Origin of the sequence: Devosia sp. 67-54 (assembly GCF_001899075.1) — a bacterium.
Taxonomy (GTDB): Bacteria; Pseudomonadota; Alphaproteobacteria; order Rhizobiales; family Devosiaceae; genus Devosia_A.
Genome location: NZ_MKVA01000008.1, coordinates 268,269 through 294,419 on the forward strand (window position 1 = coordinate 268,269; position 26,151 = coordinate 294,419).

General features: G+C 65.6%; 30 protein-coding genes and 1 tRNA gene. 12 read left to right on the forward strand and 19 right to left on the reverse strand.

Annotation, left to right across the window (positions count from 1 at the left end; translation table 11 throughout):
* Nucleotides 1–42: 42 nt before the first annotated feature.
* The 5 genes from BGO82_RS14540 to BGO82_RS14560 form a co-directional block, all read right to left on the reverse strand.
* Nucleotides 43–1,227, reverse strand: coding sequence for a Wadjet anti-phage system protein JetD domain-containing protein (locus tag BGO82_RS14540; protein WP_291306325.1), 1,185 nt, complete (start codon nt 1,225–1,227; stop codon nt 43–45).
* Nucleotides 1,208–4,675, reverse strand: coding sequence for an SbcC/MukB-like Walker B domain-containing protein (locus BGO82_RS14545; protein ID WP_291306326.1), 3,468 nt, complete (start codon nt 4,673–4,675; stop codon nt 1,208–1,210). The genes BGO82_RS14540 and BGO82_RS14545 overlap by 20 nt, the downstream gene beginning before the upstream one ends.
* Nucleotides 4,672–5,343 (reverse strand): DUF4194 domain-containing protein, encoded by a 672-nt coding sequence (locus BGO82_RS14550; RefSeq protein ID WP_291306327.1) that lies wholly within the window; start codon nt 5,341–5,343, stop codon nt 4,672–4,674. The genes BGO82_RS14545 and BGO82_RS14550 overlap by 4 nt, the downstream gene beginning before the upstream one ends.
* Complete coding sequence (locus BGO82_RS14555; protein WP_291306328.1) at nt 5,336–6,847, reverse strand: Wadjet anti-phage system protein JetA family protein; 1,512 nt, start codon at nt 6,845–6,847, stop codon at nt 5,336–5,338. The genes BGO82_RS14550 and BGO82_RS14555 overlap by 8 nt, the downstream gene beginning before the upstream one ends.
* Nucleotides 6,848–7,361: 514 nt before the next feature.
* A tRNA-Leu gene (locus tag BGO82_RS14560) sits at nt 7,362–7,446 on the reverse strand.
* A gap of 80 nt (nt 7,447–7,526) precedes the next feature.
* Between BGO82_RS14560 and BGO82_RS14565 the strand changes: the two genes are divergently transcribed.
* From BGO82_RS14565 to BGO82_RS14575, 3 genes are all read left to right on the forward strand, one after another.
* On the forward strand, nt 7,527–8,432 hold the full coding sequence (locus BGO82_RS14565) for a DUF72 domain-containing protein (protein ID WP_291306329.1): 906 nt from the start codon (nt 7,527–7,529) through the stop codon (nt 8,430–8,432).
* 66 nt (nt 8,433–8,498) lie between these two features.
* A complete protein-coding gene (locus tag BGO82_RS14570) occupies nt 8,499–9,281 on the forward strand; it encodes a DUF72 domain-containing protein (protein ID WP_291306330.1) in 783 nt (260 codons plus the stop codon).
* 72 nt (nt 9,282–9,353) lie between these two features.
* Nucleotides 9,354–9,911 (forward strand): disulfide bond formation protein B, encoded by a 558-nt coding sequence (locus BGO82_RS14575; protein WP_291306331.1) that lies wholly within the window; start codon nt 9,354–9,356, stop codon nt 9,909–9,911.
* Here BGO82_RS14575 and BGO82_RS14580 read toward each other — a convergent pair.
* The 5 genes from BGO82_RS14580 to BGO82_RS14600 form a co-directional block, all read right to left on the reverse strand.
* Nucleotides 9,809–10,180: a type II toxin-antitoxin system RelE/ParE family toxin gene (locus tag BGO82_RS14580; protein WP_291306332.1), complete on the reverse strand. Its 372-nt coding sequence runs from the start codon at nt 10,178–10,180 to the stop codon at nt 9,809–9,811. The genes BGO82_RS14575 and BGO82_RS14580 overlap by 103 nt on opposite strands.
* Nucleotides 10,180–10,440, reverse strand: a complete 261-nt coding sequence (locus BGO82_RS14585; RefSeq protein WP_291306333.1) for a type II toxin-antitoxin system ParD family antitoxin — start codon at nt 10,438–10,440, stop codon at nt 10,180–10,182. Before BGO82_RS14585 ends, BGO82_RS14580 begins: the two co-directional genes overlap by 1 nt.
* Before the next feature lie 69 nt (nt 10,441–10,509).
* Nucleotides 10,510–11,067 carry an HNH endonuclease gene (locus BGO82_RS14590; RefSeq protein WP_291306334.1) on the reverse strand — a complete coding sequence of 186 codons (558 nt, stop codon included), beginning with the start codon at nt 11,065–11,067 and terminating at the stop codon, nt 10,510–10,512.
* A 94-nt stretch (nt 11,068–11,161) separates the two neighbouring features.
* Nucleotides 11,162–11,818 carry a hypothetical protein gene (locus BGO82_RS14595; RefSeq protein WP_291306335.1) on the reverse strand — a complete coding sequence of 219 codons (657 nt, stop codon included), beginning with the start codon at nt 11,816–11,818 and terminating at the stop codon, nt 11,162–11,164.
* Nucleotides 11,815–12,486, reverse strand: coding sequence for a DNA-3-methyladenine glycosylase 2 family protein (locus BGO82_RS14600; RefSeq protein ID WP_291306336.1), 672 nt, complete (start codon nt 12,484–12,486; stop codon nt 11,815–11,817). The genes BGO82_RS14595 and BGO82_RS14600 overlap by 4 nt, the downstream gene beginning before the upstream one ends.
* Here BGO82_RS14600 and gluQRS point away from each other — a divergent pair.
* Nucleotides 12,485–13,303, forward strand: a complete 819-nt coding sequence (gluQRS, locus tag BGO82_RS14605; protein WP_291306337.1) for a tRNA glutamyl-Q(34) synthetase GluQRS — start codon at nt 12,485–12,487, stop codon at nt 13,301–13,303. The genes BGO82_RS14600 and gluQRS overlap by 2 nt on opposite strands.
* A 16-nt stretch (nt 13,304–13,319) precedes the next feature.
* On the opposite strand, the gene BGO82_RS14610 is transcribed toward gluQRS, so the two are convergent.
* Entirely contained in the window at nt 13,320–14,291 is a 972-nt protein-coding gene (locus BGO82_RS14610; RefSeq protein WP_291306338.1) for an NAD(P)H-binding protein, read from the reverse strand.
* Nucleotides 14,292–14,387: 96 nt separating this feature from the next.
* Between BGO82_RS14610 and BGO82_RS14615 the strand changes: the two genes are divergently transcribed.
* The 5 genes from BGO82_RS14615 to BGO82_RS14635 are packed head-to-tail and all read left to right on the forward strand — an operon-like array spanning nt 14,388 to nt 16,559.
* Entirely contained in the window at nt 14,388–15,314 is a 927-nt protein-coding gene (locus tag BGO82_RS14615; RefSeq protein WP_291306339.1) for a LysR family transcriptional regulator, read from the forward strand.
* Complete coding sequence (locus tag BGO82_RS14620) at nt 15,311–15,517, forward strand: twin transmembrane helix small protein (protein ID WP_291306340.1); 207 nt, start codon at nt 15,311–15,313, stop codon at nt 15,515–15,517. The genes BGO82_RS14615 and BGO82_RS14620 overlap by 4 nt, the downstream gene beginning before the upstream one ends.
* The gene (locus tag BGO82_RS14625; protein WP_291306341.1) at nt 15,517–16,119 is read left to right on the forward strand and encodes a cob(I)yrinic acid a,c-diamide adenosyltransferase; all 603 of its coding nucleotides are present in this window, start codon (nt 15,517–15,519) and stop codon (nt 16,117–16,119) included. Before BGO82_RS14620 ends, BGO82_RS14625 begins: the two co-directional genes overlap by 1 nt.
* A gap of 48 nt (nt 16,120–16,167) precedes the next feature.
* Nucleotides 16,168–16,359, forward strand: coding sequence for a hypothetical protein (locus tag BGO82_RS14630; protein ID WP_291306342.1), 192 nt, complete (start codon nt 16,168–16,170; stop codon nt 16,357–16,359).
* Between the two features lie 2 nt (nt 16,360–16,361).
* On the forward strand, nt 16,362–16,559 hold the full coding sequence (locus BGO82_RS14635) for a hypothetical protein (protein WP_291306343.1): 198 nt from the start codon (nt 16,362–16,364) through the stop codon (nt 16,557–16,559).
* A 2-nt stretch (nt 16,560–16,561) separates the two neighbouring features.
* Here BGO82_RS14635 and BGO82_RS14640 read toward each other — a convergent pair whose 3' ends face one another.
* Nucleotides 16,562–17,530, reverse strand: a complete 969-nt coding sequence (locus BGO82_RS14640; protein WP_291306344.1) for a DUF2125 domain-containing protein — start codon at nt 17,528–17,530, stop codon at nt 16,562–16,564.
* Between the two features lie 101 nt (nt 17,531–17,631).
* On the opposite strand from BGO82_RS14640, the gene BGO82_RS14645 reads away from it, so the two are divergent.
* Nucleotides 17,632–18,183, forward strand: a complete 552-nt coding sequence (locus BGO82_RS14645) for a gamma-glutamylcyclotransferase (RefSeq protein ID WP_291306345.1) — start codon at nt 17,632–17,634, stop codon at nt 18,181–18,183.
* A gap of 59 nt (nt 18,184–18,242) precedes the next feature.
* On the opposite strand, the gene BGO82_RS14650 is transcribed toward BGO82_RS14645, so the two are convergent.
* The 4 genes from BGO82_RS14650 to ftsE form a co-directional block, all read right to left on the reverse strand.
* A complete protein-coding gene (locus tag BGO82_RS14650; RefSeq protein WP_291306346.1) occupies nt 18,243–18,587 on the reverse strand; it encodes a hypothetical protein in 345 nt (114 codons plus the stop codon).
* Nucleotides 18,588–18,713: 126 nt separating this feature from the next.
* Entirely contained in the window at nt 18,714–19,532 is an 819-nt protein-coding gene (locus BGO82_RS14655; protein ID WP_291306347.1) for a lysophospholipid acyltransferase family protein, read from the reverse strand.
* 50 nt (nt 19,533–19,582) lie between these two features.
* Nucleotides 19,583–20,542: an ABC transporter permease gene (locus BGO82_RS14660; protein WP_291306348.1), complete on the reverse strand. Its 960-nt coding sequence runs from the start codon at nt 20,540–20,542 to the stop codon at nt 19,583–19,585.
* The gene (ftsE, locus tag BGO82_RS14665) at nt 20,535–21,194 is read right to left on the reverse strand and encodes a cell division ATP-binding protein FtsE (protein WP_291306349.1); all 660 of its coding nucleotides are present in this window, start codon (nt 21,192–21,194) and stop codon (nt 20,535–20,537) included. The genes BGO82_RS14660 and ftsE overlap by 8 nt, the downstream gene beginning before the upstream one ends.
* Before the next feature lie 202 nt (nt 21,195–21,396).
* Here ftsE and BGO82_RS14670 point away from each other — a divergent pair, with 202 nt between their 5' ends.
* Together BGO82_RS14670 and BGO82_RS14675 are read left to right on the forward strand one after the other, a co-directional pair.
* Nucleotides 21,397–22,263, forward strand: coding sequence for an MJ0042-type zinc finger domain-containing protein (locus BGO82_RS14670; protein ID WP_291306350.1), 867 nt, complete (start codon nt 21,397–21,399; stop codon nt 22,261–22,263).
* Nucleotides 22,263–22,670: a response regulator gene (locus tag BGO82_RS14675; protein WP_291306351.1), complete on the forward strand. Its 408-nt coding sequence runs from the start codon at nt 22,263–22,265 to the stop codon at nt 22,668–22,670. The genes BGO82_RS14670 and BGO82_RS14675 overlap by 1 nt, the downstream gene beginning before the upstream one ends.
* A gap of 52 nt (nt 22,671–22,722) precedes the next feature.
* Here BGO82_RS14675 and lysA read toward each other — a convergent pair whose 3' ends face one another.
* From lysA to argH, 3 genes are read right to left on the reverse strand one after another with little or no spacing between them, the layout of a single operon-like run.
* Nucleotides 22,723–23,982 (reverse strand): diaminopimelate decarboxylase, encoded by a 1,260-nt coding sequence (gene lysA / locus BGO82_RS14680; protein ID WP_291306352.1) that lies wholly within the window; start codon nt 23,980–23,982, stop codon nt 22,723–22,725.
* On the reverse strand, nt 23,983–24,696 hold the full coding sequence (locus BGO82_RS14685; RefSeq protein WP_291306353.1) for a gamma-glutamylcyclotransferase: 714 nt from the start codon (nt 24,694–24,696) through the stop codon (nt 23,983–23,985).
* A gap of 2 nt (nt 24,697–24,698) precedes the next feature.
* Nucleotides 24,699–26,147, reverse strand: a complete 1,449-nt coding sequence (gene argH, locus BGO82_RS14690) for an argininosuccinate lyase (protein ID WP_291306354.1) — start codon at nt 26,145–26,147, stop codon at nt 24,699–24,701.
* Nucleotides 26,148–26,151: the final 4 nt, after the last annotated feature.

The following is a 26,151-nucleotide window of genomic DNA, read 5'->3' on the forward strand; positions in this document are numbered from 1 at the left end:
AGGCGCCTAATCGAGTCACTCTTACGTACGATCGAGTTGCTCCTATAGTCGCGTCATACCGAAGCGTAGCTCGGGCATGATCGGATCGAGTTCCTCCTGCTCGAGCCACTTGGCACCCGGTTCCTCGAAATAGGCCACGAGATCGGCGATCCCCGAAGCTTGTGCTAGGTCGGACCGAAGGTTGACCGGTGTCGGCAGCGGTGCTCCTTTTGCCTCCGCCAGCTCGCGATCCATGAGGTGCGGCACGATCGGCCTGCTAACAGCACGCTCGACTGTACGGAAGATCCAAGTCCCATCGGGGTCTATGTCCGACCAGTGGTGGAACGAAACCGCAGGTAGCGCCGCCGCGAAGTGGCTGATCGCTCGTTGCGCGTCGAGCGAGGGATAACCGCCGGTGTAGATCACTAGGCCGAGCCGCCCCGGATCGGTCTCGATCACTTGGCGGTTGAAGCTGGTCTGATTCTCAACGGTAAGGACGTAGCTTGGTGGGCGCACGAATGTCACTCTCCGATGCTCCCTTGCAGGAATCCCCAGATAGGGCATCGAGATCGGAATCATCATGCCATCGAGCGCAATCGGACCAGCCAGCAGCAGCGGGGGACCGAAGCGATCGAGGCCAAGCTCGGAGAAGGTCGCGCGCGCATCGAGACCCACAGGAAGCGGAAGCGCCGCTCCAAGCATGCGCAGCACTGCAACCTCCAGATCCTCAAGGTCCTTGGACCCACCGGCGTGGCGCCGTGAGAACGTTCTATAGTCTAGACCCGCATGTCTACCATCTACGATGGCCTGGGCGAGGAGCAGAGTCTTCCTGAGCCCCGCCTCGTCGCCAGGCATCAGCCCGCACCATTGCTTGTTGCGCGCCCATGCCCCAATCACGTCCTTCACGCGGTCCCGAATGGCCGGATGCAGCGATGATCCCGCGAGCGCCCGCGATGCGGATGTCTCAGCGATCGTTGATGCGGGAACACGCCCGACATAGGCATAGAGGAGACGCGGATCGCTGAGGTCCACCCGGACAATGGTGTCGCTCTGCCGCCCCGTACCCATCGTGATCGAAACAGCACCTGTCGCTTCGGCTCGCTTTAGCTCACGCTGGAACCTATCGATCTCCGTGACCTCGCCGAACCCATCGATGTCGGGGTATGCCCTCACGTCGAGGACGCCATCCTCGTAGCGGTCCAGCAGGTCGCCGAGTAGCTTAAAGGCTTCACGGAATCGCCGAACCACCGTGTCCCTCCCTACCGATCAGGGCGCGAATCTCGTCGTCGGTGAAATTCTCCGGATTGATGGCGGCCACCTCCCGACGCACCCGTTCCTTGAGGTAGACGACCTCCGTGCTGGCGTCGTCCTCAACGCGATCCACCTCAACGATCGTGTCGATGTAGCCGGTGACGATACTTCGCTTCTCCGGGGGCGCCACGATCACCACCTGGAGCCCGAGCGATTTGAAGAAAGAGATCATCTGGCGCTGGTTCTTGCCGTCCAACTTGGTGAACGCTTCGTCGAACATCGCCAACGCCATACCGTCGCTACGTCCACCGGCGCGATGGCCGTAGACCGAGGACAAGGACGCCGCGATCGCGACGTAAAGAGGTACCTGCTGCTCAGCGCCGGAGCCGGTCTGGCGCCGCGACTCCCAACGTTCACGCCTGCCGGTGTCGATGTCCTCCATATGGAGATCAAATGTGTAGAACTTGCGGTAGTCCTCGAAAGACGAGAAGTCGATGTCGGGATCTTCCAGGAGGCGGGTGACCTCGCCGATGGTTTCTGCGTACTCGAAATCCTCGGGGACGACGTCCCTGAACAGCATGTCGAGGGCCTCATCGGATGCCTTCGAAATGTCGATCACCTTCAGTATGGGTCCGTACAGCGCGTCCTGCGTCTTATGGAAGCTATAGCGCTCGTTGTGGAAGGGATGGTTCGCCATGCTCGCATTCAGGGCACGCAGTTCCCAGTCCATGTTGCCGATCCGACTGGTCAGCTCGTTGATGAACTCGCTCCTGAAGAGGCTTCTGGCTTTCGCCGCCGCCTCCGCCGCCTCGCGCTCGCGCTCGCGTAGCGCGTTCGTCTCGATTTCCTCGATGTTGACCTCCATCCACGGCTTGATCTCGGTCAGAAGCGCGCTTTCGGCCCCCACCTGGGAGCTTGGGCCGAAGGTGCCGAAGAACTCTCGCAAAGCACGCCGAGCGAGGTCGTTCGCCTCCATACGTCGACGAACGGCAGCTTCCAGGGCGCGCTCGGCCGCATCCGCAATATCCGCATGTGCTCGGCTGTGGACCAGTTCCTTCAACGGATCCCCGAGAGCAGCGGCATATCGCCTGCGATAGTCCTCACGGCCACGTCCCTTCGCGAGGTCGTGTACGCGACTGTGCTCGGCATAGAAACGCTTGGCGAGCGCGAGGTTCATCGCGGAACCGGGAACGTTTTGGAGCCCGTTGAGCATGCTTTGGTTTGACTTGAGCGCCGCCCGGTCATCCGACAGCTCGTCCTCAAGAGCCTTCCTATCGGCGAGCGCACGCTCCTTCAGACCCCTATTGGTACGAACCTTCTCGCCGAGGCCATCGTCGCCGCGCTCCAGGATCGCCGCAATCTCCGCCTGTGTCGCCTCCTGATCGGAGATGGTCTGCGAAGCTTGCTGCAGGAGTTCCGCGAACCCTGGGCCTGGAGCCATGAGTTCGCCCAGAGCGGCCACGCCTTCCTGCAGCGCCCTGACGACGCCGGCGGACGCCGCAAAGCCATCCTGGAGTTCCTCCAGTTCGGCTTGCCGGCGCAGTAGCAGTGCCGCCTGAGCGGAACGACCGATCTTGAAATCCGCTGGATCGGCAGCCCGATGATTTCGCGCCAGACCATCGTCGTAGAGCCCGTCCTGCATGAGAGCCCGGCCTTCGGCCTCGAACTGGCGCATGTCGACGGCCAAACGGACGGTACCGTAACGTCGCAGCACGAACAGCATTGCGTCGCGATCATCCGTCCGGATCAGACTCGGAAGATATCCTTCCCTTGCTGCCTCGCCGGTGTCCCGAATCTTATTGAGACTGACGAGGGACGCGCCGCGGAATTCACGGCGCCGCGCTTTGAACATCTCGGTGGCTCGCCCGATGTCGGAGCGATCGACGAGGATGATCTCCCGATCGCGTCCGAGAAGGCCCTCGATCGCCGACGCCCACGCCGGATCTGCAATCTCGATCAGATCGCAGAGCGGGCGGGGAACCATGTTTGCCTGCCGCAGTGCCAGCATCAGATTGCGCGTTGTGCTGTCGAGGTGACCATCCGCAGGTCGCCGGGATGGATCGCCGCCGATCGCCCCGATGAGTTCCTCGATGCGCTTCCGGCTTGCGTGCAACTGCTCCTGCGCTGCGGTAAGGCTTCGTTCGAGTTCGTCGGCAAGCCCTGATCTCGTTCCTAGTGCTTGCTCGGCGACCGTCAGGTCCACAGGACCTTCGCCCCGTCGCAGCCTTGCTGCGGCAACAGATAGCGACGCGAAGATCGCGCGCGCATCCGAGCTCAACCCAGCGACGGTCGCGAGGGCAGCCAGTTTGTCGACATATCCAAGTCGCCTGCGTATCGATCTCTCGATATCCGTAATCCGCTCGCCAAGATTGGTCGCGAGCCTCTCTTTGGTGTCGATGCCGCTACTTGCCCGTTTGGCTGCGAGCAGTGCCTGAGTGCTGGAGATAACCGTTTCGATGTCCTCGATGCGCCTGTTGGCATCCGCTAGCTCCTCGTCGCGCAGGCTAAGCCTGCCTTCGATCGCGACGATGCTGCGTTGGAGCTCCCGATGCCTCGATAGTGCGGCGAGGTACTTCGCTCTCTTCAGTGTCCACGCTTCGATGGTCTCGCGATCAGTGGCTTCCTTGAAGGCGGCGACATGCTCCTCGATCACCTTCAGTTCGGCAAGGCGCTGTTTCATGTCGGCGATGGCTTGATCGACGCTTCGATACGTCTCGATGGAATTGCGAAGCTCGGCGATCCGAATGGGTTGATCCGGCACGATGAAGTTCCGGACAAACTCGGTCGCCGAGAGACCCGTGGGGAGCGTCATCGCATTGACCATTGCCTTGAGCATCGCGGTGGCGTGCTTCTCGCCGACGGAACTCCCCGGCACGAGCCGCCGCATGTATTCGCGGACGAAGTCCAGCGCGCGATCGCGATGATTGATGAATCCGTCGGCGCCGAGGCGCTGGACGATCTCCGTCCGGAAGTCGTCCCACTCCACCGGGAACTGTCGGCCCTCCCGTTCCACCAGAAAATCCGCAGTCGTCAACACCGTCCCGATCGCGACGAAGCGTCCAAGAACGATCTCCGACGTATCGCTGCGGCTCGCCTGCAATGCGAGCCCTATGCTAACCGACGGGCGCTGGCCAGTGAGGTCTGCGAAGCCCAGCGCCACGTAAGTAAGACTTTCGTCTCGCCTATATTCGCCCTCGCCCATCTGCCCGAGACAATACCCATGGACGGTACGTCTCGACTTGCTCTTTTGGCCGCCATTGTCACCGGCAGTAGAATTGAGTCGATAGTAGCTCGGGCTATCGCCGGTAAGGATGATCTGCAAAAGGTCGAGGATCGTCGACTTGCCAGAGCGGTTCTCGCCAAGGATGCCAATGTCTCCGTCGACCGAGATGTCCTCAATGTCGAACATGTGCCAGCCGACCATGGCGATGTGGACGAGCTTCATCGGGCATCCTCGTCGGTCGTGCCACCATCACCGAGGATCGATGCACGTATCTCAGGCGTGGTGAGCACGATCTCCTGGCGCACATACGTCTCGATGCGCTTCAGAGCATCGTCGCCGCTTACGAGCTTGATCATAGGGCGGATGTCCACCTCGCGATCCTGCAGATCCCGATCCTCGTCGCCGACGCTGACCAAGTGCCTGTCGCCGAGCTCGCGCAGCACATCCAGGAATCGGGTCTTGTTCACTGCGGCGCTGGAGACCTTCTGGATGGCGTCCTTGTATCGCTCGTAGAGGATGTTGAACGTGGTCCTGACGACGGCGCGCTCCTCAGCCTCCCCGCGATCTATCTCCGCCTGCCAATGGGCAGCGACGACGAGAAGGCAGATCGTCGCGTCGATCCGGAGCCGGCCTCCTGTCGCATCGTCCTCCATGGGCATGATGCCCACCCACTGCTCGCGATCGTCCTGCCTGATCGAGTATCCGATGCTGTCAAAGAACTCGCCGATCACTCTTCGGAACCGTGCATCCGTCAACGTGTCGTAGATGCTGGCTAGGCCGCGACCATTGAATACGAACTGATTCCGAAGGAGATAGCGGCACGCTCGACGAAGGTCGGCACCCTTCTGCTCCCCGTAGTCCGCCTCCACCTGAACGAACTCGCTAAGCATTCGCATCTCCTCCGACGAGTCGTCGCACCGAGAAATTCGAGCAACGTACCCAGTCGTCATCGTGAGGAGGCGTGCCCTCGAGCAACTCAATGGCAAACTCCCTGCCGACTTCGGGAGGAAGTTCGCCGGTCACCGCCATGCGGCGTGCGGCATCGAATACGAGGAATTCGTCGATATCCCCGATGACGACCTCGCTCGCCGAGATAGCTCCTTCCCCGGGGAGCAGCCGCTGCAGGTACGCGCGAACCATCGCAGGGGTCGGATTCATGCGCTGGAGGAAGGCTCCCCTCAGCTTTTTCCGCATCAGGTAGATCTGGTCGAACTTGCGTTTCGCCAAGGCCCCGATGACGATCGGCCTCCTCGGCTGGCGCGTCGTAGCCAATGAGTTCTCCGATAATAGGACGCTCCTGGCCTCGATGGGAGAAGGAACCGTCGCCCTGTCGTAGCGCGAGGGGTCGGAGGCGATGAGTGCTTCGAGCTGCTTGATCAAGCTCTCCGCCCGGGGAACTAGTCCTCGCCCACCCTGTTCCGCGTATCGAACCGTGTTCCGAAGGCGCATCTCGAGCCCGCGCCGGAATTGCGAGATACGCTCGAACATCTCGCCGATGGTCTCGAACGCTGTTTCGATAGACAATAGGTTGTGCTCGGCCTGACGGTACCCATCGACGGTCGTTCCCGCCATCCCGCTGGCAAGATAGCCTTCAGCGAGGGCCTCCATAATGATCTCGTCGAGCGACAAGGTTCGTGCGAGCTCGATGATACGATCGCGATGACGGTAAGGGTGGTTCGTCGTCAGGATGGACTGAAAATCCTTGAGCAGCAGCTGCCCGATGAACTGGTCGAAATACGTGGCGATCCGGTCTTTTTGGGTCGACGCCTCAAGAAGCGCCCTTCGTACTCGCTTGAGATCGGAGAGAATGGCGCGCAAGGTCTTGGTGAAATCGTTGACCTGCTTCAGCGCTGTGTCCAGCGCCTGTGAGGCATCGCTCCTGAGACGCGAATCGGTCGACTTCGCCAACTGCGATGCATTCTCGAGACTCGACTTGATGAGGACAACAACGCCGCCGAAGCGCGGTGAAATGTCGTTGCGGATGCTCGACAGTCTTTGCATGACCAGAAGCGCACCCATCGGCATGTCGACGGTCACGCGCAAACCATACTCCTCCTCTTCGAGCCAACCCGTCCCAACAAGGCGCGTGTAGACGTGGGTCGCAAGCCGAAGCGCCTTATCGCCTGCGGTACCAGGATTGCCGACGAAACGGATTCGACGTCTTCGCTTCGAGACGATCTCCGGAAGTGCCTGCAATTCGCCCTCGTCGTCGACCAGATGAGGATTCGCCGACAGCACGTCGTAGACCACGTGCACGACTTCCTGAGGCGTTGGAAACTGCGTGCCGACGTCGAAGTAGCGCTCGTAGATCGCTAGGAGGCAGGCCTCGTATAGGTGTCGGTTTCCTCTTGAGAAGATCAGAAAAGCGTCGTCGTTCAAATACTTGAAAAGCAAGGCGCCCCCCCGCAAATGCAGCAGCGTAGTTGCCGAGATAGGCCCGTGACAAGGCCACCATCCTGTCTCGACGACCCATCCTCAGGATCTACGACGCCTCTCGGCTGCTGGCGGGCTTGCCTTCGGGTCGGATGAACAATTCCGTGGATCCAGTGAGCGTGTGGGACCGTCGCAGGGGCAACCAAAGGAACGCTGCCGCGGACTCAGCAGGGACGGATGCTCGTTGCTGATTGGACTGGTGGGCGTGGAACGCTATCAGGCGCAACGACCTTGATCTTTGTCGCCTATGCCGTGTTCGACGATCCAAGCAACATCCGAGAAAACCGCGCGAGGCGATTGCCGCGGATCTGGGAAAGCCGCTAGCAGGTGTGTCGCGTCCTCACAAACAGAGCGGAGCGATTCTTGCTCGATCCGTCCCGCGGAAAGAGCCAAGTAACTGTTCTGCCAACAGAATACCCCGCCCGGATACCCGACATAGGCCCATCCTGAGCGAAACTATTACATTCCTGACAGCTGGTGCCCCCGGTCGGACTCGAACCGACATGCCTCGCGGCGGAGGATTTTGAGTCCTCTGCGTCTACCAATTCCACCACAGGGGCGCCGTAGCTGGGCAGCGACTAAAGCAAATCCCCCGCGGGCGTCAACCGGAACCGGCGAACCGGCGGCGGGTTGATCCGGCATGGCAGAGCGCGCCGACATCAGGATCGGGATTTCCGGCTGGACCTACACGCCCTGGCGCGGAAACTTCTACCCGAGCGGCCTGCGGCAGAAGGACGAGCTGCGCTACGCCGCCGGCCAGTTCAACGCCCTCGAGATCAACGGCACCTTCTACGGCATGCAGGTGCCGCAGAATTTCGCTCGCTGGGCCAGCGCGGTGCCGGACGATTTCGTCTTTGCGGTGAAGGGCCCGCGCTACCTCACGCATATGCTGCAACTCACCCGGATCGAGGCGCCGCTGGCCAATTTCTTCGCCTCCGGACCGCTGGCACTGGGTCACAAGCTCGGGCCGATCCTGTGGCAGTTTCCGGCGCGCTTCGCTTTCGATCCCGACCGGCTGCGGCGGTTCTTCGACATGCTGCCGCGCACCCACGCCGCCGCCGCGCGGCTCGCCACCCACCACGACCACCGCCTGCGCGCCGCCCCCCATCTCGACATCGTCGACGATTTGCCGATCCGCCATGCCATCGAGATTCGTCATCCCGGCTTTCGCGAGCCGCGCTTCATCGACCTGCTGCGCCGTCATGATGTGGCCCTGGTGTGCGCCGACACGGTGGACTGGCCGCTGCTCATGGACCTGACGGCGGACTTCGCCTATTGCCGGCTGCACGGCTCGACCGAGCTCTACAAATCCCGCTACAGCCGGGCCGAGATCGAGCGCTGGGCACGCCGCGTCGCCGCCTGGGCCGGCGGCCGCCGGATGGCGGACGGCAATTTCGTCGTCGCGCCGCTCGACGACGGCAAGCGCCGCGACGTCTACATGTTCTTCGACAACACCGACAAGCTGCAGGCGCCCGACAACGCGCGCGAATTGATGCGGGCGCTGCACGTGATCCCCGGCGCCCGAACCATCGGGGCGGCTGCATAGGGCACGCGCTGTTCACTGCGGCGATTGCTGCTATGCTCGCCGCGAAGGCGGGGAGCGGAGCGAACGATGGCAGGCACGATCCGCACCGGCATGGCCGGCTGGATCTTTCCCGAGTGGCGCAAGGGACAGTTCTACCCCGAAGGGCTGAAGCAGAAGGACGAGCTCGCCTATGCCAGCCGCCACGTGACGGCGATCGAGATCAATTCGACCTTCTACCAGAACCAGAAGCCGGCGAGCTTCGAGGCCTGGGCGGCGCAGACGCCGGAGGATTTCGTGTTCACCGTGAAGGGTCACCAGGCGGTGACGCACATCAAGCGGCTGAAGGAGGTGGAACAGCCGGTCGAGTTCTTCTTCGCCTCGGTGGCGGCGCTCGGCAAGCAGCTCGGCGCTGTGTGCTGGCAATTGCCGCCCAATTTCAAATACGACCTCGACCGCCTCGAGGCCTTCTTCAAGCTGTTGCCCAGGGACATCCGGCAGGCGCTGGAGGTGCGCAGCAAGGCCTTCGCCACGCCCGATTTCGTGACCCTGCTCAAGCGCTACAATGTGGCGCTGGTCATCGCCGACACCGCCGACTGGCCGTGGCTCGACCAGACCGCCGATTTCACCTATTGCCGCCTGCAGGGGCCGCCGGGCGGCGACCATTACGACGATGCGGGGCTCGACCTGTGGGCCGGGCGGCTCGAGGCGATGTCGGCCGGCAAGACGATCGCCGGCGAGCTGATCGTGCCGATGGCCGGCAAGCAGCCCGAGCGCGACGTGTTTGCCTATTTCGTTTCCACCGACAAGGTGCGCGCGCCGGGCAACGCCCTCGCCATCCAGCGGCGGCTGCGCCTCGCGCCCGCGGCGTAACATCGGCGCGAGTGGCTTGATTTCGGGCAAGGAAGCGCCTCAATCCGCCGTCACACCAGCATGGACAAACAGATGACCAGCACCACCGCCTCCATCGCCGGCCGCCGGCTGCCCACCGACAAGATCCTGGTCGGCATCAGTTTCGTGCTGGCGCTGGCGGTGATCGCCGGCGCCTGGGGCAGCCAGATCTTCGGCGGGCTGGTGCCGTGCGAGCTCTGCCTCGCGCAGCGCCAGGCCTATTACTGGGGACTGCCGCTGCTGGCGCTGATCCTGATCTTCTGGAACCGCCTGCCGCTGACCGTGTGGTACGTAGCGATGGCGGCCGCGGCGCTGATCTTTGTGTGGTCGGCCTATATGGGCGGCTATCATGCCGGCGTCGAATGGGGCTTCTGGCCCGGCCCATCCGCCTGCACCGGCACCGGCGACGGGCTGAGCTTCAACGATTTGTCGAGCGGCAACATCGAAAAGGTCATCCCCTGTGACCAGGTGCAGTGGCGCGACCCGATCCTCAAGCTCAGCCTTGCCGGCTACAACGCCATCCTGTCGGTGGTGCTGGTGGCTGTGCTGGTCGCCGCCATCGTAGTGCAGGCGCGGCACCGGCGCTCTTCAGGGAACAGCACGCGCAGATAGTCACGGGCGCTGTGCACGACGTGGTTGATTTCAACTTCGTCAGGAAGCACCGAATAGAAGATCAGATACCTGCCAAAGGCGCAGCGACGAAGCTGGCGCCCGTGCCAGATGCCGATGACGGGATAACGCTGCGGATGCTCCGCAAGGCCGTAGCAGCGGTCCAGCAGTTCATAGACGAAGCTCTCGGCACGCGGCGGGTTGTCCTGGGCAATGAACATACCGACCTCCGACAAATCCGCTGCCGCAAGGTCGGTGATGGTGACGCGCATCACGCGGTCTGTTTCGCCATGGCCCGATACTTTGCGGCCAGCCGCTCAACCACATCCTCAAGAGGCTGGGTGCGGCCAGCTTCCGAATCCTCGATGCTCTTTTCGAGGATCGTTGTCAGCCTGGCCAGGGCGGCTTCACGTTCCTGCACCAGGCGCACGCCCTCGCGCAGCACTTCGCTTTTGGAATTGTAGCGGCCGTTGGCGACGAGGTCGTTGACCACCGCCTCCAGCGTTTCGCCCAGATCGGCGCTGATCGCCATCGGAAATCTCCCTTTGCTCCAATAATAGTTATTGGCAGAGGAAATTCCAAGCGGGCCGCGAGCGCGGGCTTACGGCTCGAGCTCGATGTCCCAGTAGAGATAGTCGAGCCAGCTCTGGTGCAGATGGCTGGGCGGGAAGCCGCGCCCGGCATTGTGCAGATCGTGCACCGTGGGCTGGAACGGCGCCTGCGCCGGAAACATGCGGATGTCCTGCGGCAGCCGGTTGGCCTTCTTGAGGTTGCAGGGCGCACAGGCGGCCACGACGTTCTCCCAGGTGGTCCGGCCGCCCCGGGACCGCGGGATCACGTGGTCGAAGGTGAGATCCTCCTTGCTGCCGCAATATTGGCAGGTGAAGCGGTCGCGCAGGAACACGTTGAAGCGGGTGAAGGCGGGGTGCCGCGCCGGCTTCACATATTCCTTCAGCGACACCACGCTGGGCAGGAACATCTCGAAGCTGGGCGACTTGATGATGCGGTCGTAGCTCGAGACGATCTGCACGCGGTCAAGGAACACGGCCTTGATCGCGTCCTGCCACGACCAAAGCGACAGCGGATAGTAACTGAGCGGCCTGTAATCGGCGTTCAGAACAAGCGCGGGACACGACTCGGGCGACACATGCACGGTCACCGGAGACTCCCGCATTGGGAATCGGCAGCACGCATATCGGCCATATACTATATGCAGTATGACGCCGCCGTGAAGCGTCAATTCGCCGAGCTTTCTAGGCGTTGGGCGGCAATATCCGGTGCAGGAAGGCGGTGGCGAAGCCGAGCCCGTCGGGCGCGATACTGTGGCCGGTGTTTTCCTCGATGAACAGCCGCGCATCGACGCCGGCCTGCCGGAGCGCCGTCTCCGCCTCGAGGCTCAACTGCACAGGCACCACGCCGTCGATATTGCCGTGGATCAGCGCCACCGGCGGCGCCGACCAGGGCCCGGCCGGCGGGATCAGCGCGCCCGAAAAGGCGATGATGCCGCGCACCTTCTGGTCGAGCGACAGCCCGGCATGCAGCGCCATCATGGCGCCCTGGCTGAAGCCGCACAGCACGGTGTCGCGGGCGCTGAGCCCGGTCTGCGCCCACAAATCGATGAGGAAATTGACGATCACCGGCCGCGCCTGGTCGGCGCCCTCGCGGCGGAAATCCTCGGCCGGCCGGTCGGACAGCGCGAACCACTCGAAGCCGCCGGGGTTGCGCGCGCACGGCCAGGGCGCGTTCGGCGACACGAACAGCATGTCCGGATAGTCGTCGCGCCACTCGCCGCCGAGGCCGATGAGGTCGCGTCCGTCGGCGCCGTAGCCGTGCAGCAGCACCATCAACTGCTTCGGCGCCCGCCCGGATTTGGGCGGCAGCATCGGACCCGAGAGCTTGATGGGCGTCATAGGGCGATACCTCCGGCCTTGCGGATCACCACCGCGTAATACTTCCAGAACAGCAGCGCCGCGGCGTGCCGATAGGGCGACCAGGGCTCTGCGATGGTGACCAGCTCCCGCGCGTCGGGCGCATGATCCATGCCGAGGGCATGCCCGACCGCCTTCTGCAACGCAAGATCGCCGGCCGGGAAAATGTCCGGGTGGCCGGCACAGAACATCAGGTAGATTTCCGCCGTCCACGGCCCGATGCCCTTGTGCGCCGTGAGATAGGCCAGCGCCGCCTCGGCCGGCAGTGTTTCGACCAACTCGAAATCGAGCTCGCCGTCGACGATCGCCTGCGCGATGACGCGAACCGTGCGGTATTTGCCGGCGGAAAAGCCGACGCTGCGCACCGTCTCCTCGCTGAGCGTCAAATAGGTCGCCGGATCGAGCGCGCCCGGCAATTGCGCGAACCGCCCCCAGATGGCGCGGGCGCTCGCCACCGACAGCTGCTGCCCGCAGATGACGCGGGTCAGGCCGGAAAAGCCGCCCGGCGTCAGCCGGATGTCGAACGCGCCCGAAATTTTCGCCACCGGCCGCAATTGCGGGTGGCGGCGCAGCAGGGCGCGCAACTGCTTTTGCAGGATGTCGGAGGAAACCAAGCGCTCGGGCGATTTGGGCATGGTAGAGGGGCGCATGCCCGTCCTTCGTTTTGCGCCGAGCCCCAACGGCTACCTGCATCTGGGCCACGCCTATTCGGCGCTGTTCACGGCGTTCTGGGCCCGCCGGCTCGGCGGCGCCTTTCTGCTGCGTCTCGAAGACATAGACCTCGCGCGACGTAAACCCGAATTCGTCGCGGCGATCTACGACGATCTGCGCTGGCTCGGCCTCGACTGGCCGGAACCGGTGATGGTGCAGTCGGAGCGCTTCGCGGCGTACGAAGCGGCGGCCGATCGTCTGCGCGATCGTGGCCTGCTCTACGACTGCGACTGCACGCGGCAGGAGATCGCGGCGCGCGCGACCGGCGCCGATCCCGACGGCGCGCCGCTCTACGACGGCAAGTGCCGCCTGCACGGCCCCGCCGGCGGCCGGCCGACGCAGGCACGGCTCGACCTCGGCCGGGCGCTGGAACTCACCGGCCCGCTGAGCTTCACCGTCTGCGCGCCGACACCGCTCGACCGGCCGCAGATCCGCTACGCCCGGCCCGAGCTCTGGGGCGACGTGGTGCTGCAGCGCAAGGACACGCCGACCAGCTACCATCTCGCGGTGGTGGTGGACGATGCGGCGCAGGCCGTCACCCACGTCACCCGCGGCCGCGACATGGAGCCCTCGACCGACATCCACGTGCTGCTGCAGATGTTGCTGGGGCTGCCGCAGCCGCTTTACACCTTCCACAGGCTGATCCTCGGCGCCGACGGCCGCAAGCTCAGCAAATCGCGGGGATCGCCGAGCCTGCGCGACCTGCGCGCGGCCGGAGTGAGCGCCGAAAGCGTGCGGAGTGAACTGGGGTTCTAGCGCGCCAGCGGAGGCGCTACGCCGTTGCGAGCTTCCCGTTTGCGTCTTTCCGCATCGCCGCAAAGAACGGCATCGCCGTTGCCTCGACCGCCGTCTCGAACGGCGTGGCGAACCCCTCGCCCAGGATGTCGTCGAGCCGCTCGTCCTGGAGCTGCAGCGGGGTCTTCCAGATGTAGCGCATCTTCGCCGTTTCGCGCAGGATGGGGCTGAACCAGCCGCCGGCGACCAGCAGCGGCATCAGGAACGGGCGGACCTTGATCGGCACGGGCGCCGCGGCCTCGAGCGCCGCCTGCATCTGCGCCGGCGTGACGTAGTGCCCGGCGAAGTGGAAGCGCTCGAAACCCTCGAGGCTCGAGCGCACCGCCGCCAGCGCCTCGAAGGCGCGCGCCAGATCCGGCAGATAGGCCCAGGCATGCGGCACGCCGCGATAGCCCATGGTGTGCACCACGCCCTTGCGCACGTCGGTCATCATCGCCAGATCGAACCAGTCATTGCTGCTGCCCGGTCCGTAGAAATCGCCGGCGCGCAGGATCAGCACCTGGATGTCGCCGCGATTGGCCGCCGCCTCGAGCGCGCTTTCGACCCGCACCCGCAACTGGCCGCGCACGGTTTCGGGATGCTGCGGCGTCTCCGGCCGCAGCACGCGCTCGGTCCTGGCGAAATTGTAGATGTTGCCGGGAAACAGCATGGTCTTGCCGCTGGCGCCCATGGCCTCGACGACCCGCGCCATCTGCGCCTCCATGCGGCCCTCGAACCAGAGATCGTAGCGCATGTTGAGCGCGTTCATCACCACGTCGGACCCGCCGATGGCCCGGCGCATGTCGGCAACCGAGTCGGAATCGCCGCGCACGAAGCGCACCCCCGGCGTGAGGTGCTTGTCGGACCGGCCCATGCCGGTCACCTCCCAGCCCGCGGCGACGAAGGCCTTCGCCGCCGCCTGTCCGATATGGCCGTTGATCCCGAGGATCGTGACCTGTCCCTTGCTCATCATGCGCTCCTTTCGTGGTGGATGCGCATAAGTTATCTATTCATTCTCGAAGCGAAATTGGCGATAATTGCACGCCAGCCATACAGGATTGAATAGATGGTCCTCACCGAACCCGACTGGGCGCTCTGGCGCAGCTTCGGCGCCGTGGTCACCCACGGCTCGCTGTCGGCCGCGGCCCGCCGCATCGGCTACAGCCAGCCCACGCTGGGCCGCCATATCGAGACGCTGGAGCAGCAGCTCGGCGTCGCCTTGTTCGACCGCACGCTGCAGGGGCTGAAGCCGACCGACACGGCGCTGCGGCTCTACCAGTCGGTGCAGGCGGCCGAAGCCAGCCTCGCCGAGGCCGTGCTGATGGCCGAGGGCTCGACCGGCGCGCTCGAAGGCACGGTGCGGATCACCGCCAGCACGGTGGTCTCACACTATGTCCTGCCGGCGCTGCTGCGGCCGATCCGCGAGGAATTCCCCGCCGTCGCCATCGAGCTCGTGCCCTCCGATTCCATCGAAAACCTGCTGCTGCGCGAGGCCGACATCGCCATCCGCATGGTGCGCCCTGCCCAGCTCGAGCTCATCGCCAAAAAGCTTGGCGAGCTGCCGGTGGTCGCCACCGCGCATGCGAGCTATCTGGGCGCCCGCGGCACTCCGGCGACCCCGGACGAATTGCCGCGCCACACGCTGATCGGCATGGACCGCTCCGATCTCATCATCACGGCGGCGAAGCAGCTCGGCTTTCCCCTGGCCCGCAGCGATTTCGCGCTGCGCACCGACAGCCAGACGGCGGGCTGGGAGCTGCTGAAGGCCGGGCTCGGCATCGGCTTCGCCCAACTCGGGCTGGTCAACGACACGCCCGGCATGCGCACCCTGCTGCCGATGCTGGCCATCCCTGCGCTCGAGGTCTGGCTGACCACCCACCGGGAACTGTTCCTCAGCCCGCGGATTCGTGCCATCTATGACCGGCTCGCGGCGGCACTGGCGGCGTACATTTCCCGCACCGGCCGCGCCTCCAACGATCGGACACCCCCATGAGCGCTGATATCGTCACCCTGATCACCGTCGTCGCCGTATTGGTGGTGGCCGTGATCCTGTTCATGGGCCTGTGGAACATGTTCCGCGGCGGCGACGCCAATCGCAGCCAGCAATTGATGCGGGCCCGCGTCATCGCCCAGTTCATCGCGCTGGTGGTGCTGCTGGGCGCGCTGTACTTCTTCGGCCAGGGACACCAGGGCTGATGGTCAAGCTCAACAAGATCTACACCAAGACCGGCGACGACGGCACCACCGGGCTGGTGCGCGGGCCGCGCCGCTTCAAATACGATCTGCGCGTCGACTGCTACGGCACGGTGGACGAGGCCAATGCCATGATCGGCATCGCCCGGCTGTCGACCACCTCGATGCCCAAGGTCGACGCCGTGCTGGCCCGCATCCAGAACGATCTGTTCGATCTCGGCTCCGACCTCGCGACGCCCGGCGCCGACCCCGACGGCACCCCGCCCTCGCTGCGCATCACCGCCGAGCAGTGCACCTGGCTCGAGCAGATGATCGACCTCTACAACGAGGCGCTGGCGCCGCTGCGCAGCTTCGTTCTGCCCGGCGGCACGCCGCTGGCGGCCGCCCTCCATGTCGCACGCACCGTGACCCGCCGCGCCGAGCGGCAGGTGGTCGAGCTGGTGCACCAGGAGCCGGCGACCAGCAGCCAGACCATCATCTACCTCAACCGCCTGAGCGACCTGCTGTTCGTGCTGTCGCGCGTCGCCAACCAGAACGGCAGGAACGACGTGCTGTGGGTGCCCGGCCGGCACGGGCACGATCAGAGCAAAACCGCGGAAGACTGAGGCGACCGGCGTAAACCTTCGTTTACGGCGCCGTCCTAGCCTTGTGGGATGGCCGAAGACCTCACAGTTCAGCTTCTTGCGATGCAGCAGACCGGCGGGCGCGAGCTCGCCCAGATCGCCGTGCTGCGCAAGGAGCACGAGATGCAGCAGGCGGTCGTCGATCTGATCGACGAGGTTTCCGCCAAGGCGCCGCCGCCTGCCCCGCCGGGCACCGGCCGCGTGGTCGACCGGCAGGCCTGAACATGGACGCCCAGAGCGCCATCCGCCGCCTGGCGTTCGCCGAAGCCCAGCACAGCAGCGCCGAGGCGATGGTCGAGATCGCGCGCCAGCGCAGCGAACTGGCCAAAGCGACCGAGCTCGAGAAGAGGTCCGACGCCGAAAGCGGCGACGAGCTGGCCGCGCGCGCCCAGGATGAGCGGCGCGTCGACAAGACGGCGTAGCGTCAGAACACCGGCGGCAGCATGCCCGCCGGCACCAGCCCGACGAACATCAGGCCGGCCGCGATATTGACCGTCTGGCTGTACGAGCCGTCCGCCGCCGGGCTGCCCACGATCAGCCCCTTGTACTGCTCGGGGATGGCCGTGCCGAGCCGCTCGACGACGCCTTTGGAATTGAGTTTTACCTGGCCGTTGACGCGGCCCTGCGCATCGAGCGACAGCGCGCCGGTCGCCTCGAAATGGCTGTCGCCGTCCGTGCCCTTGAAGCCCTTGAGGGTGAAGGTGCCGCCCGCCGCCTGCCAGCGCTTGACCAAATCGGCCTCGCCATAGGTGCGGATGTCGTCGGGCAGCTTGTCAATGTCGCCCTCGAACGTCACCTTGGCGGCGTTAACCTGGACCCCCGGGGCGTTGAGGTTGTCGATCTCGACATATTGCCCGAGCCCGGCGAGGCCGGCCTTGGCGTCGTGCAGCTCGGGCAGGTCGATGAGATGCGCTTCGGCATGGTCGGCCTTGGCGATCAGCCGGTCGTCGAGCACCGTGTCGTTCCACACCGGCTTGTCGACGATGAGCGACACGCGCCCGATGCGCCAGCCGGTCAATCGCGCGCTGCCCTCGAGCGAGGCGAAATCGACGCGGCTCTGGCTGCCGGTGAAGGCATCGGTGATACCGATGGGCGATTGCGCGAACACCAGCACATGCGTGGGGTTGTAGACCTCGGCCGAGGCCTTGAGGCCGCTCGCCGTCACCGTGGTGTCGCCATAGACGATCGTAGCGTTGCTGCAGGTGACATCGAAGCCGAACGGATAGCCACCGACCGAGAAGCTGCCGCAGCTCACTTTCGGCGTGCTCGTGCCGTCGGCCGTCTCGAGGCTTTTGGCCTGCGAGGTGATGAAGCCGGCGCCCCAGAACCAGGCGCCGCTCCAGGCGGCGACCACCAGCACGACGACGACGGCGAGAGCGATGATTCGTTTCATGGCGCACCTTGTAGCGTTCGCTCCCGGCGCCGTCACCGGGACGGGTTGCGGGCCGGACGCGCGCTCGCTACCAACCGCATGGGGCGAGATGGAGACCACCGATGCCGGTGCCAAATCCCTGGGTCTTCGGTTACGGCTCGCTGATCTGGAACCCGGGCTTTGCCTATCTCAGGGCGGAAAAGGCGCTGCTGCGCGGCGCCCACCGGGCGCTGTCGATCTACTCGCACCGCCATCGCGGCACGCCCGAACAGCCTGGGCTGGTGTTCGGCCTGAGCCGGGGCGGCTCGTGCCTTGGCGTTGCGTTCGAGGTCGCGCCCGAGCTCTGGCCCGAAACCTTCGACTATCTGCAGGCCCGCGAGCAGGACCGCGGCGTCTATCGCGAAGCGTGGCGCAGCGTCGAACTCGCCGACGGCACCCGCGTGCAGGCGCTGGCCTATCTGGTCAACGAGCGGCACCCGCAATATGCCGGCCGCCTCGACCTTGCCGAGCAGGTCCGGCTGATCGGCCGCAGCGCCGGAGAATCCGGCCGCAATACCGAATATGTCCGCAACACCGCCCAGCACCTGCTGCGGCTTGGCATCCGCGACAAGACGCTGCTGGAGATCGTCGAGGCGCTGGACCGCGACACCGGGCTGATGGCCGCGAGCGCGTAAGCCGCGGTTGGACGACCGAGCGCTTTCGCCATCGGTCGAACAGAGCGCAAGAAGATCTTCTAGGCCGCGCTCAGCCCGGCCACCGGCTCGGCGCCTTCGAGATCCCACACCACGGTCATGCGGCTGAGCTCGTCCTCTTCGGCGGCGATGGCGAAGGCGCGGTCGGCGGCGGCGAGCGCCAGGCGGAAGCGGGCGCGGCTCTGCGCGTCGTGGATCACGTCGTGCGCCGTGCCCACCCACAGCGGCAGCGTGCCGCGCGCCAGCATATAGAGGCCGTCGGTCGACAGCACGAAGCTGTCGAGCCGCTCGGGCGTGAGGGCATAGAAGCGGCCGGACCGGCCCCGCCAGTTGACGTGCCGCGGCGATGGCAATGCCGGAGTTCGGCTCTCTGCAAGATACGCCATCTGTCGCATTCCCCACTCCCGAAAGGGAACAAAACTAGAACAAATTTGACGCAAAAGTCAATCGGGTTTTCGCCCCGACGCAACATCTATGGGCTGCTTCGCGCAGCGCGTCAACATATAGTGGGTTCAAGAAGCTGAAGCCCCAGCCGCTTGCGTCCGCGCGGCCAGCCTCGCCCGGAACTCGGCGCCGAGCGGCCGGGCAACGCCTTGCGCCACCGCTTCGGCGATCAGCCGCGTGGTTTCGGCCTCGATCACGCCCTGCAACTGCGCCGCGAACACCGCCGCGCTCAGCCCCGGCTGGATCGCCGGCAAAAAGCGGGCTCGCGCCGTACCCGGCCAGATGATCGGCCCGAGCTTGCCCCAATAGAGGCCGGAGTCCAGCGCCACCGGCACCACCGGCACGCCGAGTGCCTCGTAGAGGCGCGTCACCCCCTGCCGGTAATCCGGATCGGCCAGCGGCTTCTTGCGCGTGCCCTCGGGGTAAATGACGATACGGCAGCCGCGCTCAAGCGCCGCGCCGGCCGCCGCCAGCATCTGCGGAATCGCCTGTGCTCCGAGCTTGCGGTCGATCGGGATGGTGTTGATCGAGCGCGCCGCCTGCCCGAAGAACGGAATGTCGATCAGCTCCTTCTTGGCGATGAAGGCCGGCTGTTCGTTGGTGTGCGGCAGGATGGCGAAGATGTCCCAGTCGCTCTGGTGCTTGGCCGCGATGATGCAGGCGCCGGGCGGGATGTTCTCGGCGCCTGTGACCTCGGTCCGCACCCCGACGATCCAGCGCAGGAAGGCGACGTTGGAATTGCGCCAATAGGTGGCCAGCGCCCAAGATGCGGCGGTGCGCCGCCGCCAGATCATGGCGATGAGCCCGACGATGATGGCGAGGACAATCGTCTGTCCCATGAACAGCAGGTAGAACACCGCCGTGCGGATCGCCTGAACGGCTGCCACCAACTCTCTCCCTCAGGCTTGCCGCAGACCCTGCGCGCTGCCGGAATGCTTCACAAGCCCGACGTCTGGCTGAGGAAGCGGCGCACCGTGAGCCGCGAGGTGATGGCGGTGAGCGCCGCCAGCACCGGAATCACCGCGGCGATGCCGAGGATGCCGTCGAAGCCGAGCGAGAAGCGGCCGAACAGGAAGCCGAGCTGCGCGCTCGCCTCGTCCGGCACGATCGAGCCCGCCGCTCCCGCCACGAGGAAGAAGAACAGCACCGCCGCGAGCCCGCCGAGCACGCCGCCGCGAAAGCCCAGCGCCAGGAAGCGGCCCTGGAATTCGCCGGCGATGAAGCTGTTGGAGGCGCCGATGAAATGCAGCACGTCGACGATCTCGCGGTTCGACGCCATGGTGCCGCGCGTCGCGAACACCACCGCCAGCACCGTCGCCGCCACGATCAGCAGCAGTACCAGGATGCCGGAGATCACCAGCGTGGCGGCCATGGTGTTGAGCTGCTGCCGCCAGGCGGCATGCGTCTCGAGCGTTGCGCCCTTGACCGTCTTGAGCTCGCGCTCCAGCGTCGTCAGGTCGACGTCCTTGGGGTTGCCGAGCTCGACCACCACCAGCCGCGGAATCTCGAGCTGGCTGAGATCGAGGCCGCTGCCCAGCCACGGCTCCAGCAGCTTTTCGCTGTCCTCGAGGCTGACCGCGTGTGCGCCCGTCACCCCGGGCGTCGCCTCGGCCAGCGCCACGGCGGTACGGATGTTGCTGTCCATCACCTCTCCCTCGATCGGGCGGATCTGGATCGTCACCTCGCGGCCGACATCCGACGACCAGGCGATCGCCGATTTCTGCACCAGCACCACCCCGCCCAGCGTCACGCCGCTAAGGAAGGTCATGATGGCGATGAGCAGCACCAGCGTGCGCCCGGCCACCGACCGCTCCGGCACGATGGCGGTGGTGCGCCGGGGCGACGGCTTGGCGACCGGCGCGGCCGGCGCCGCGGCAAGGGTGGCGGCGTCAGCCATGCATCTTCACCTCGCCGTCGCGCAGCGCCATGCGCGGAAAATCGAAGGCATCGAGCAGGCTGAGCTCGTGCGTCGCAAGGATGATGGTGGTGCCGAGCTTGTTGAGCTCGGCGAACAGCCGCACCAGCCGCAGCGACAGCTCGGAATCCACATTGCCCGTCGGCTCGTCGGCCAGCAGGATGTCGGGCCGGCCGATCACCGCCCGGGCAATCGCCGCGCGCTGCTTCTCGCCGCCCGACAGCAGCGGCGGCAGCGCATCCATGCGCTCGCCCAGCCCCACCCATTCGAGCAGCTCGGTGACGTTGGAGCGGTACATCGATTCCGGCTGGCCCAGTACCCGCAGCGGCAGCGCCACGTTCTCGAACGTGGTCAGGTGGTCGAGCAGCCGGAATTCCTGGAACACGATGCCGATGTGACGGCGCATGTCGAGCAGCGAATCCTGGTTCAGCCGGCTGACGTTCCTGCCGAACATGGTCAGCGTGCCGCGGCTGGGCTTGAGCGAGAGCAGCAGCAGCCGCAGCAGCGACGTCTTGCCCGATCCGGACGGACCGGTGAGGAAATGGAACGAGCCGGGCTCGATGCGAAAGGTCAGGTCGCGGAGGATTTCCGGGCCGTGCCCGTAGCGCAAGCCGACATTGGTGAATTCGATCACTCGGGCGACGTCTCCGAATCAGCCGGCGCCGATCATAGCAGCCGAACCCCGCAAGCGTTTCCAGTTCGGAAACGCGGCACCACAGCAAGCCGGAACGGGCTCGCCAACTCCATACCCCGACGAACCGCCCAAGCCCGATGTCGATATGCCGTAACATGGGCAAGTTTGAGGAAACTTAACCGTAGGCGGCCTAGGGTCGGCCATGAGCTCGGCCGACCTCGCCACGGTGGTGATCGCCTGCCCGCATTGCGGCACGCGCTATCAGGTGCCCTTTTCGACCCTCGGGTCGGACGGGCGCGAGGTACAATGCGCCCAGTGCGGCAAGTCCTGGCACGCCCAGGCCGACGTGCCGCCGCCCCCCGCCATCGAGCCCGACCGGCTGTTTCCCGAGGACGAGGCAGCGCTCGATCTCGCCTTCGAGACGGAAGAGAAGGCGGTGGCGCCGGCCACCTTCCCGCATCCCGCCTCGATCCCGCTCGATGCCGACCATGAGCGCACGCTGGCCGAAATCCGCGCCGCTATCGCGCCCAAGGTCAAGAAACCCCCGGCCAACGCCGTCGATCCGGCCGCCATCAAGAAGGCGGCGGCCTCGTTCGACCGCCGCCAGCGCCGGGTGGTGGGCAAGCTGCCCTTCGCGCGCGTGCGCCGCACCGCCCGCCTGGGCGCCCTGGTGCTGCTCGTCTCGATGCTGGTGCTGGGGTTTTCGCTGCGGACCGACCTCGTCCGCTGGTTCCCCTCGCTGGCCGGCCTGTATGCCGCCATCGGCCTGCCGGTGAACGTCGTCGGGCTCGAATTCCAGGACAGCAAGACCATCAACACCCTGCGCGAGGGCAAGATGGTGATGCAGATTTCCGCCCGCATCCGCTCGGTCGCGAGCCGGCCGGTGCGCGTTCCGCCCATCCTGGTGAGCCTGCTCAACGAGCAGGGCGGCGCCGTCTACGAATGGACGGTGACCCCGTCCGTCGCCGAGATGGACCCCGGCGAGGTGATGGATTTTGCCACCGAAGTGAACTCGCCACCCAACGGCGCCGTTTCGGTCCGGCTCAGTTTCACAACAAAGGCTTCGTGATGGCACGCATTCTGGTGGCCGAAGACGACGACAATGTGCGGGCTTTCGTCACCCGCGCCCTGGTGCATATGGGCCACGACATCACCGAGGCCGAGGATGGCGGCATTGCCGCCGAAATCTGCGCCGAGCGCAATGGCGAGTTCGATCTGCTGCTGTCCGACATCAAGATGCCGGTGATGGACGGCATCGCGCTGGCGCTGACCGTGGCCGCGCAATTCCCCAGCCTCACCATCCTGCTGATGACGGGCTTCGCCGACCAGCGCGAGCGCGCTCACGGGCTCGAGGCGCTGATCTACGACGTGGTGCCCAAACCCTTCAGCCTGCAGACGCTGCTTGAAAAGGTCGATGACGCGCTGCGCGGTAAGCCGGTGGAGCTGCCCAGCATGGCCAAGGTCGCAATGGGCTAGCCTCGCGGCCGACGCCGCGGATTATCGGTCTTTTCGGGGCTGACGCAAAGGCTCACGTCAGCCAGTCCGGCACGCTGTCGAGCGCGATCAGTTCCTCGATCGACCTGCGCGGCCGGATGATGTGCCAGCGGGCGCCGTCGACCAGCACTTCGGGGATCAGCGGACGGGAATTGTAGGTCGAGGCCATCACCGCGCCGTAGGCGCCGGCGGTCATCACCGCCAGCAAATCGCCCTGCTTGACGCCGGGCATGCGGCGGCCGAGCGCCAGGTAGTCGCCGGTCTCGCACACCGGGCCCACCACGTCGGCGGTGATCGGCGGCAGATTGGAGTGCCGCACCGGCTGTACGTCGTGATGCGCTTCGTAGAGCGTCGGCCGGATCAGATCGTTCATCGCCGCATCGACGATGACGAAGGTCTTGTCGCCCTCCTTCACATACTCGACGCGGGTGACGAGGATGCCGGCATTGCCCACGATCAGCCGGCCCGGCTCGAGCACGATCTCGGCCCCGAGCCCGCCCAGGTGCCGCTTGACGATCTCGGCATATTCCCTCGGCAGCGGCGGGGCGTCCTGGTCGTGATGGTAGGGGATACCGAGACCGCCGCCGACATCGACATGGCGGATGTCGTGCCCCTGCCCCCGCAGATCGCGCACCAATTGGGCGAGAAGCGCATAGGCATGGTCGAACGGCGTCATGTCGGTGATCTGGCTGCCGATATGCATATCGATGCCGACCGCCTCGACGCCCGGCAGCGCCGCGATCCGCGCATAGACCTCGCGCGCCCGCGCAGACGGAATGCCGAACTTGTTCTCCTTCTTGCCGGTCGAGATCTTGGCGTGCGTGCCGGCATCGACGTCCGGGTTGATGCGCACCGACACCGGCGCGACCTTGCCCATCGCTGCGGCGATCTCGCTCAGCCGTTCGAGCTCCGGCTCGCTTTCGAGGTTGAAGCACTTGATGCCGAGCTCCAGCCCACGCCGCATTTCCGCGGCGGTCTTGCCGACGCCGGAGAACACGATCTTGCGCGCCGGAATGCCCGCCGCGATGGCGCGCTCGAGCTCGCCGCCCGAGACCACGTCGGCGCCCGCGCCTGCCCCGGCGACCACCTTCAGCACCGCCTGGTTGGAATTGGCCTTCATCGCATAGGCGACGAGCACGTCGAGCGGCGCAAACGCCTCTTGCATCACCCGCACATGACGGCGCAGCGTCGCGGCCGAATACACGTAAAACGGCGTTCTAACTGTGTCTGACAGCGCCGTCACGTCGACGTCCTCGGCAAACAGCGCGCCGTCGCGATACTCGAAGAAATGCACCTAGGACTCCGTGGGATAGGCCGCATCGATCCGTTCGGCGACCAGCTCCTGCAGCCGCCACAGATGATGATCGTGAATGCCGAGCCGCTCGAGATGAGTGACCGTGGCGTGCAAATACTCCGCCATCGAGCCGCGGCTGCCGGTGGCGCGCGCCAGCACGTCGGCGATCTGCTCTTCGCTGAGGCCGCTGACATAGCGCGGTGAGCGGCGGTCGATGCAGAAGGTCAGCGCCCGGATCGGCCCGTCTTCGCTCTCCACCGTCACCCAGCGCGGCGGAAAGGCCGATGGCTTGAGGCTCATCTCGCGCTCCAGCAGCCGGCGCAGATTGACCTCGACCGCCTCGGTCGGCAGCCGGTACAGCGCCCCTTTGCACGAGCCGCCATGATCGAGCGCCAGCATCAGCCCGGGGGCGTCGTCGGAGCCGCGAAAGCGCGTGTTCCAGCCGAGGCAGAAGGCCCGATGCCAGCCGCGCAGGATGCCGGTCCTGAGCTCCACCACCTCGCAGGCCGGCTTCCAGATCAGCGAGCCATAGGCAAAGATCCAGAAGGCCGCGCCCGCCGTCACGCCGCCGAGCAGTTCCGCCATGACCCGCCGGTAGTCGCCGTCGGTCATCAGCTCGTAGCCGGGCATTGGCCCGGAAATCTCGGGGATGTCGCGCTTCATCAGGGCGACATGCCGCTCGGTGAGCCGCATCTGCCGTGACGCCTGCGGCATGGCTACTCTACGCCGCCATCGCCGTGGCCGCCGCCGAGCCTGAGCTTGGGCGCCCGCGGCTCGACCGGCTGGCCGGTGAGCAGCGACTTCCAGCGCGCCGCCTGCGCCAGCACGTTCTCGGGCGCCGTGCCGCCATAGGAGCGGCGGGCGCGCACCGAGCTCTCGACGCTCAGCACCTTGTGGATGCGGCTGTCGATGCGATGGTCGATGAGCTTGAAATCCTCGATGGTCAGTCCGTCGAGTGGAATGCCCTTTTCCTCGGCCAGCTTGACGATGTGGCCGGTGATCTCGTGCGCGTCGCGGAACGGGATGTTGGCCTGCCGCACCAGCCAGTCGGCGACGTCGGTCGCGGTGGAAAAGCCCATGGCGGCGGCGGCCCGCATGCGCTCGCGGTTGACCTGAAGATCCTGCACCATGCCGGTCATCGCCGCGAGGCTGAGCGAGAGGGCATCGAGCGCGTCGAACGCCACCTCCTTGTCCTCCTGCATGTCCTTGGAATAGGCGAGCGGCAGGCCCTTCATCACCACCAGCAGGGAGGTCAGCGCGCCGATGATGCGCCCCACCTTGGCGCGCACCAATTCGGCGGCGTCGGGGTTGCGCTTTTGCGGCATGATCGACGAGCCGGTGGTGAACTTGTCGGAAAGCCGCACGAAATTGAACTGCGCCGAGCTCCAGATCACCAGCTCCTCGGCAAAGCGGCTCAGATGCATCGCCATGATGGAACCGGCGCTGAGCGTTTCGAGGATGAAGTCGCGGTCGCTGACGGCATCGAGCGAATTGGCCGTCGGCCGGTCGAAGCCCAGCGCCTTGGCCGTCATCTCGCGATCGATTGGGTACGGTGTACCGGCCAGCGCCGCCGAGCCGAGCGGACTCTCGTTGAGCCGCCTGCGCGCATCGCCGAGCCGCCCGCTGTCGCGGCCCAGCATCTCGACATAGGCGAGCAGATGATGGCCGAACGTCACCGGCTGCGCCGATTGCAGATGCGTGAAGCCGGGCATGATGGTTTCGGCCTCGGCGTCGGCGCGCTCGACCAGCGCCAGTTGCAGCACCTTGATCTGCGCCAGCAGCGTGTCGATGGCGTCGCGCACATAGAGCCTGAAGTCGGTCGCCACCTGGTCGTTGCGGCTGCGCGCCGTGTGCAGCCGGCCCGCCGCATCGCCGATCAGCTCGCGCAGGCGCGACTCCACGTTCATGTGGATGTCCTCGAGCGCGCGCGAAAAGTTGAACTTCTGCGAGTCGATTTCGCTGAGCACCGCGTTTAGACCGGCGACGATGGCGTCGCGGTCCGCATGCGTCAGAATGCCCGCTTCGGCGAGCATGGTGGCATGAGCGATTGATCCGGCAATGTCCTGCCGGTAAAGCCGTTGATCGAAGCCGATCGAGGCGTTGATCTCTTCCATGATGGCATCGGGGCCGGACGAAAACCGGCCGCCCCACATGCGATTGCTCATCGCC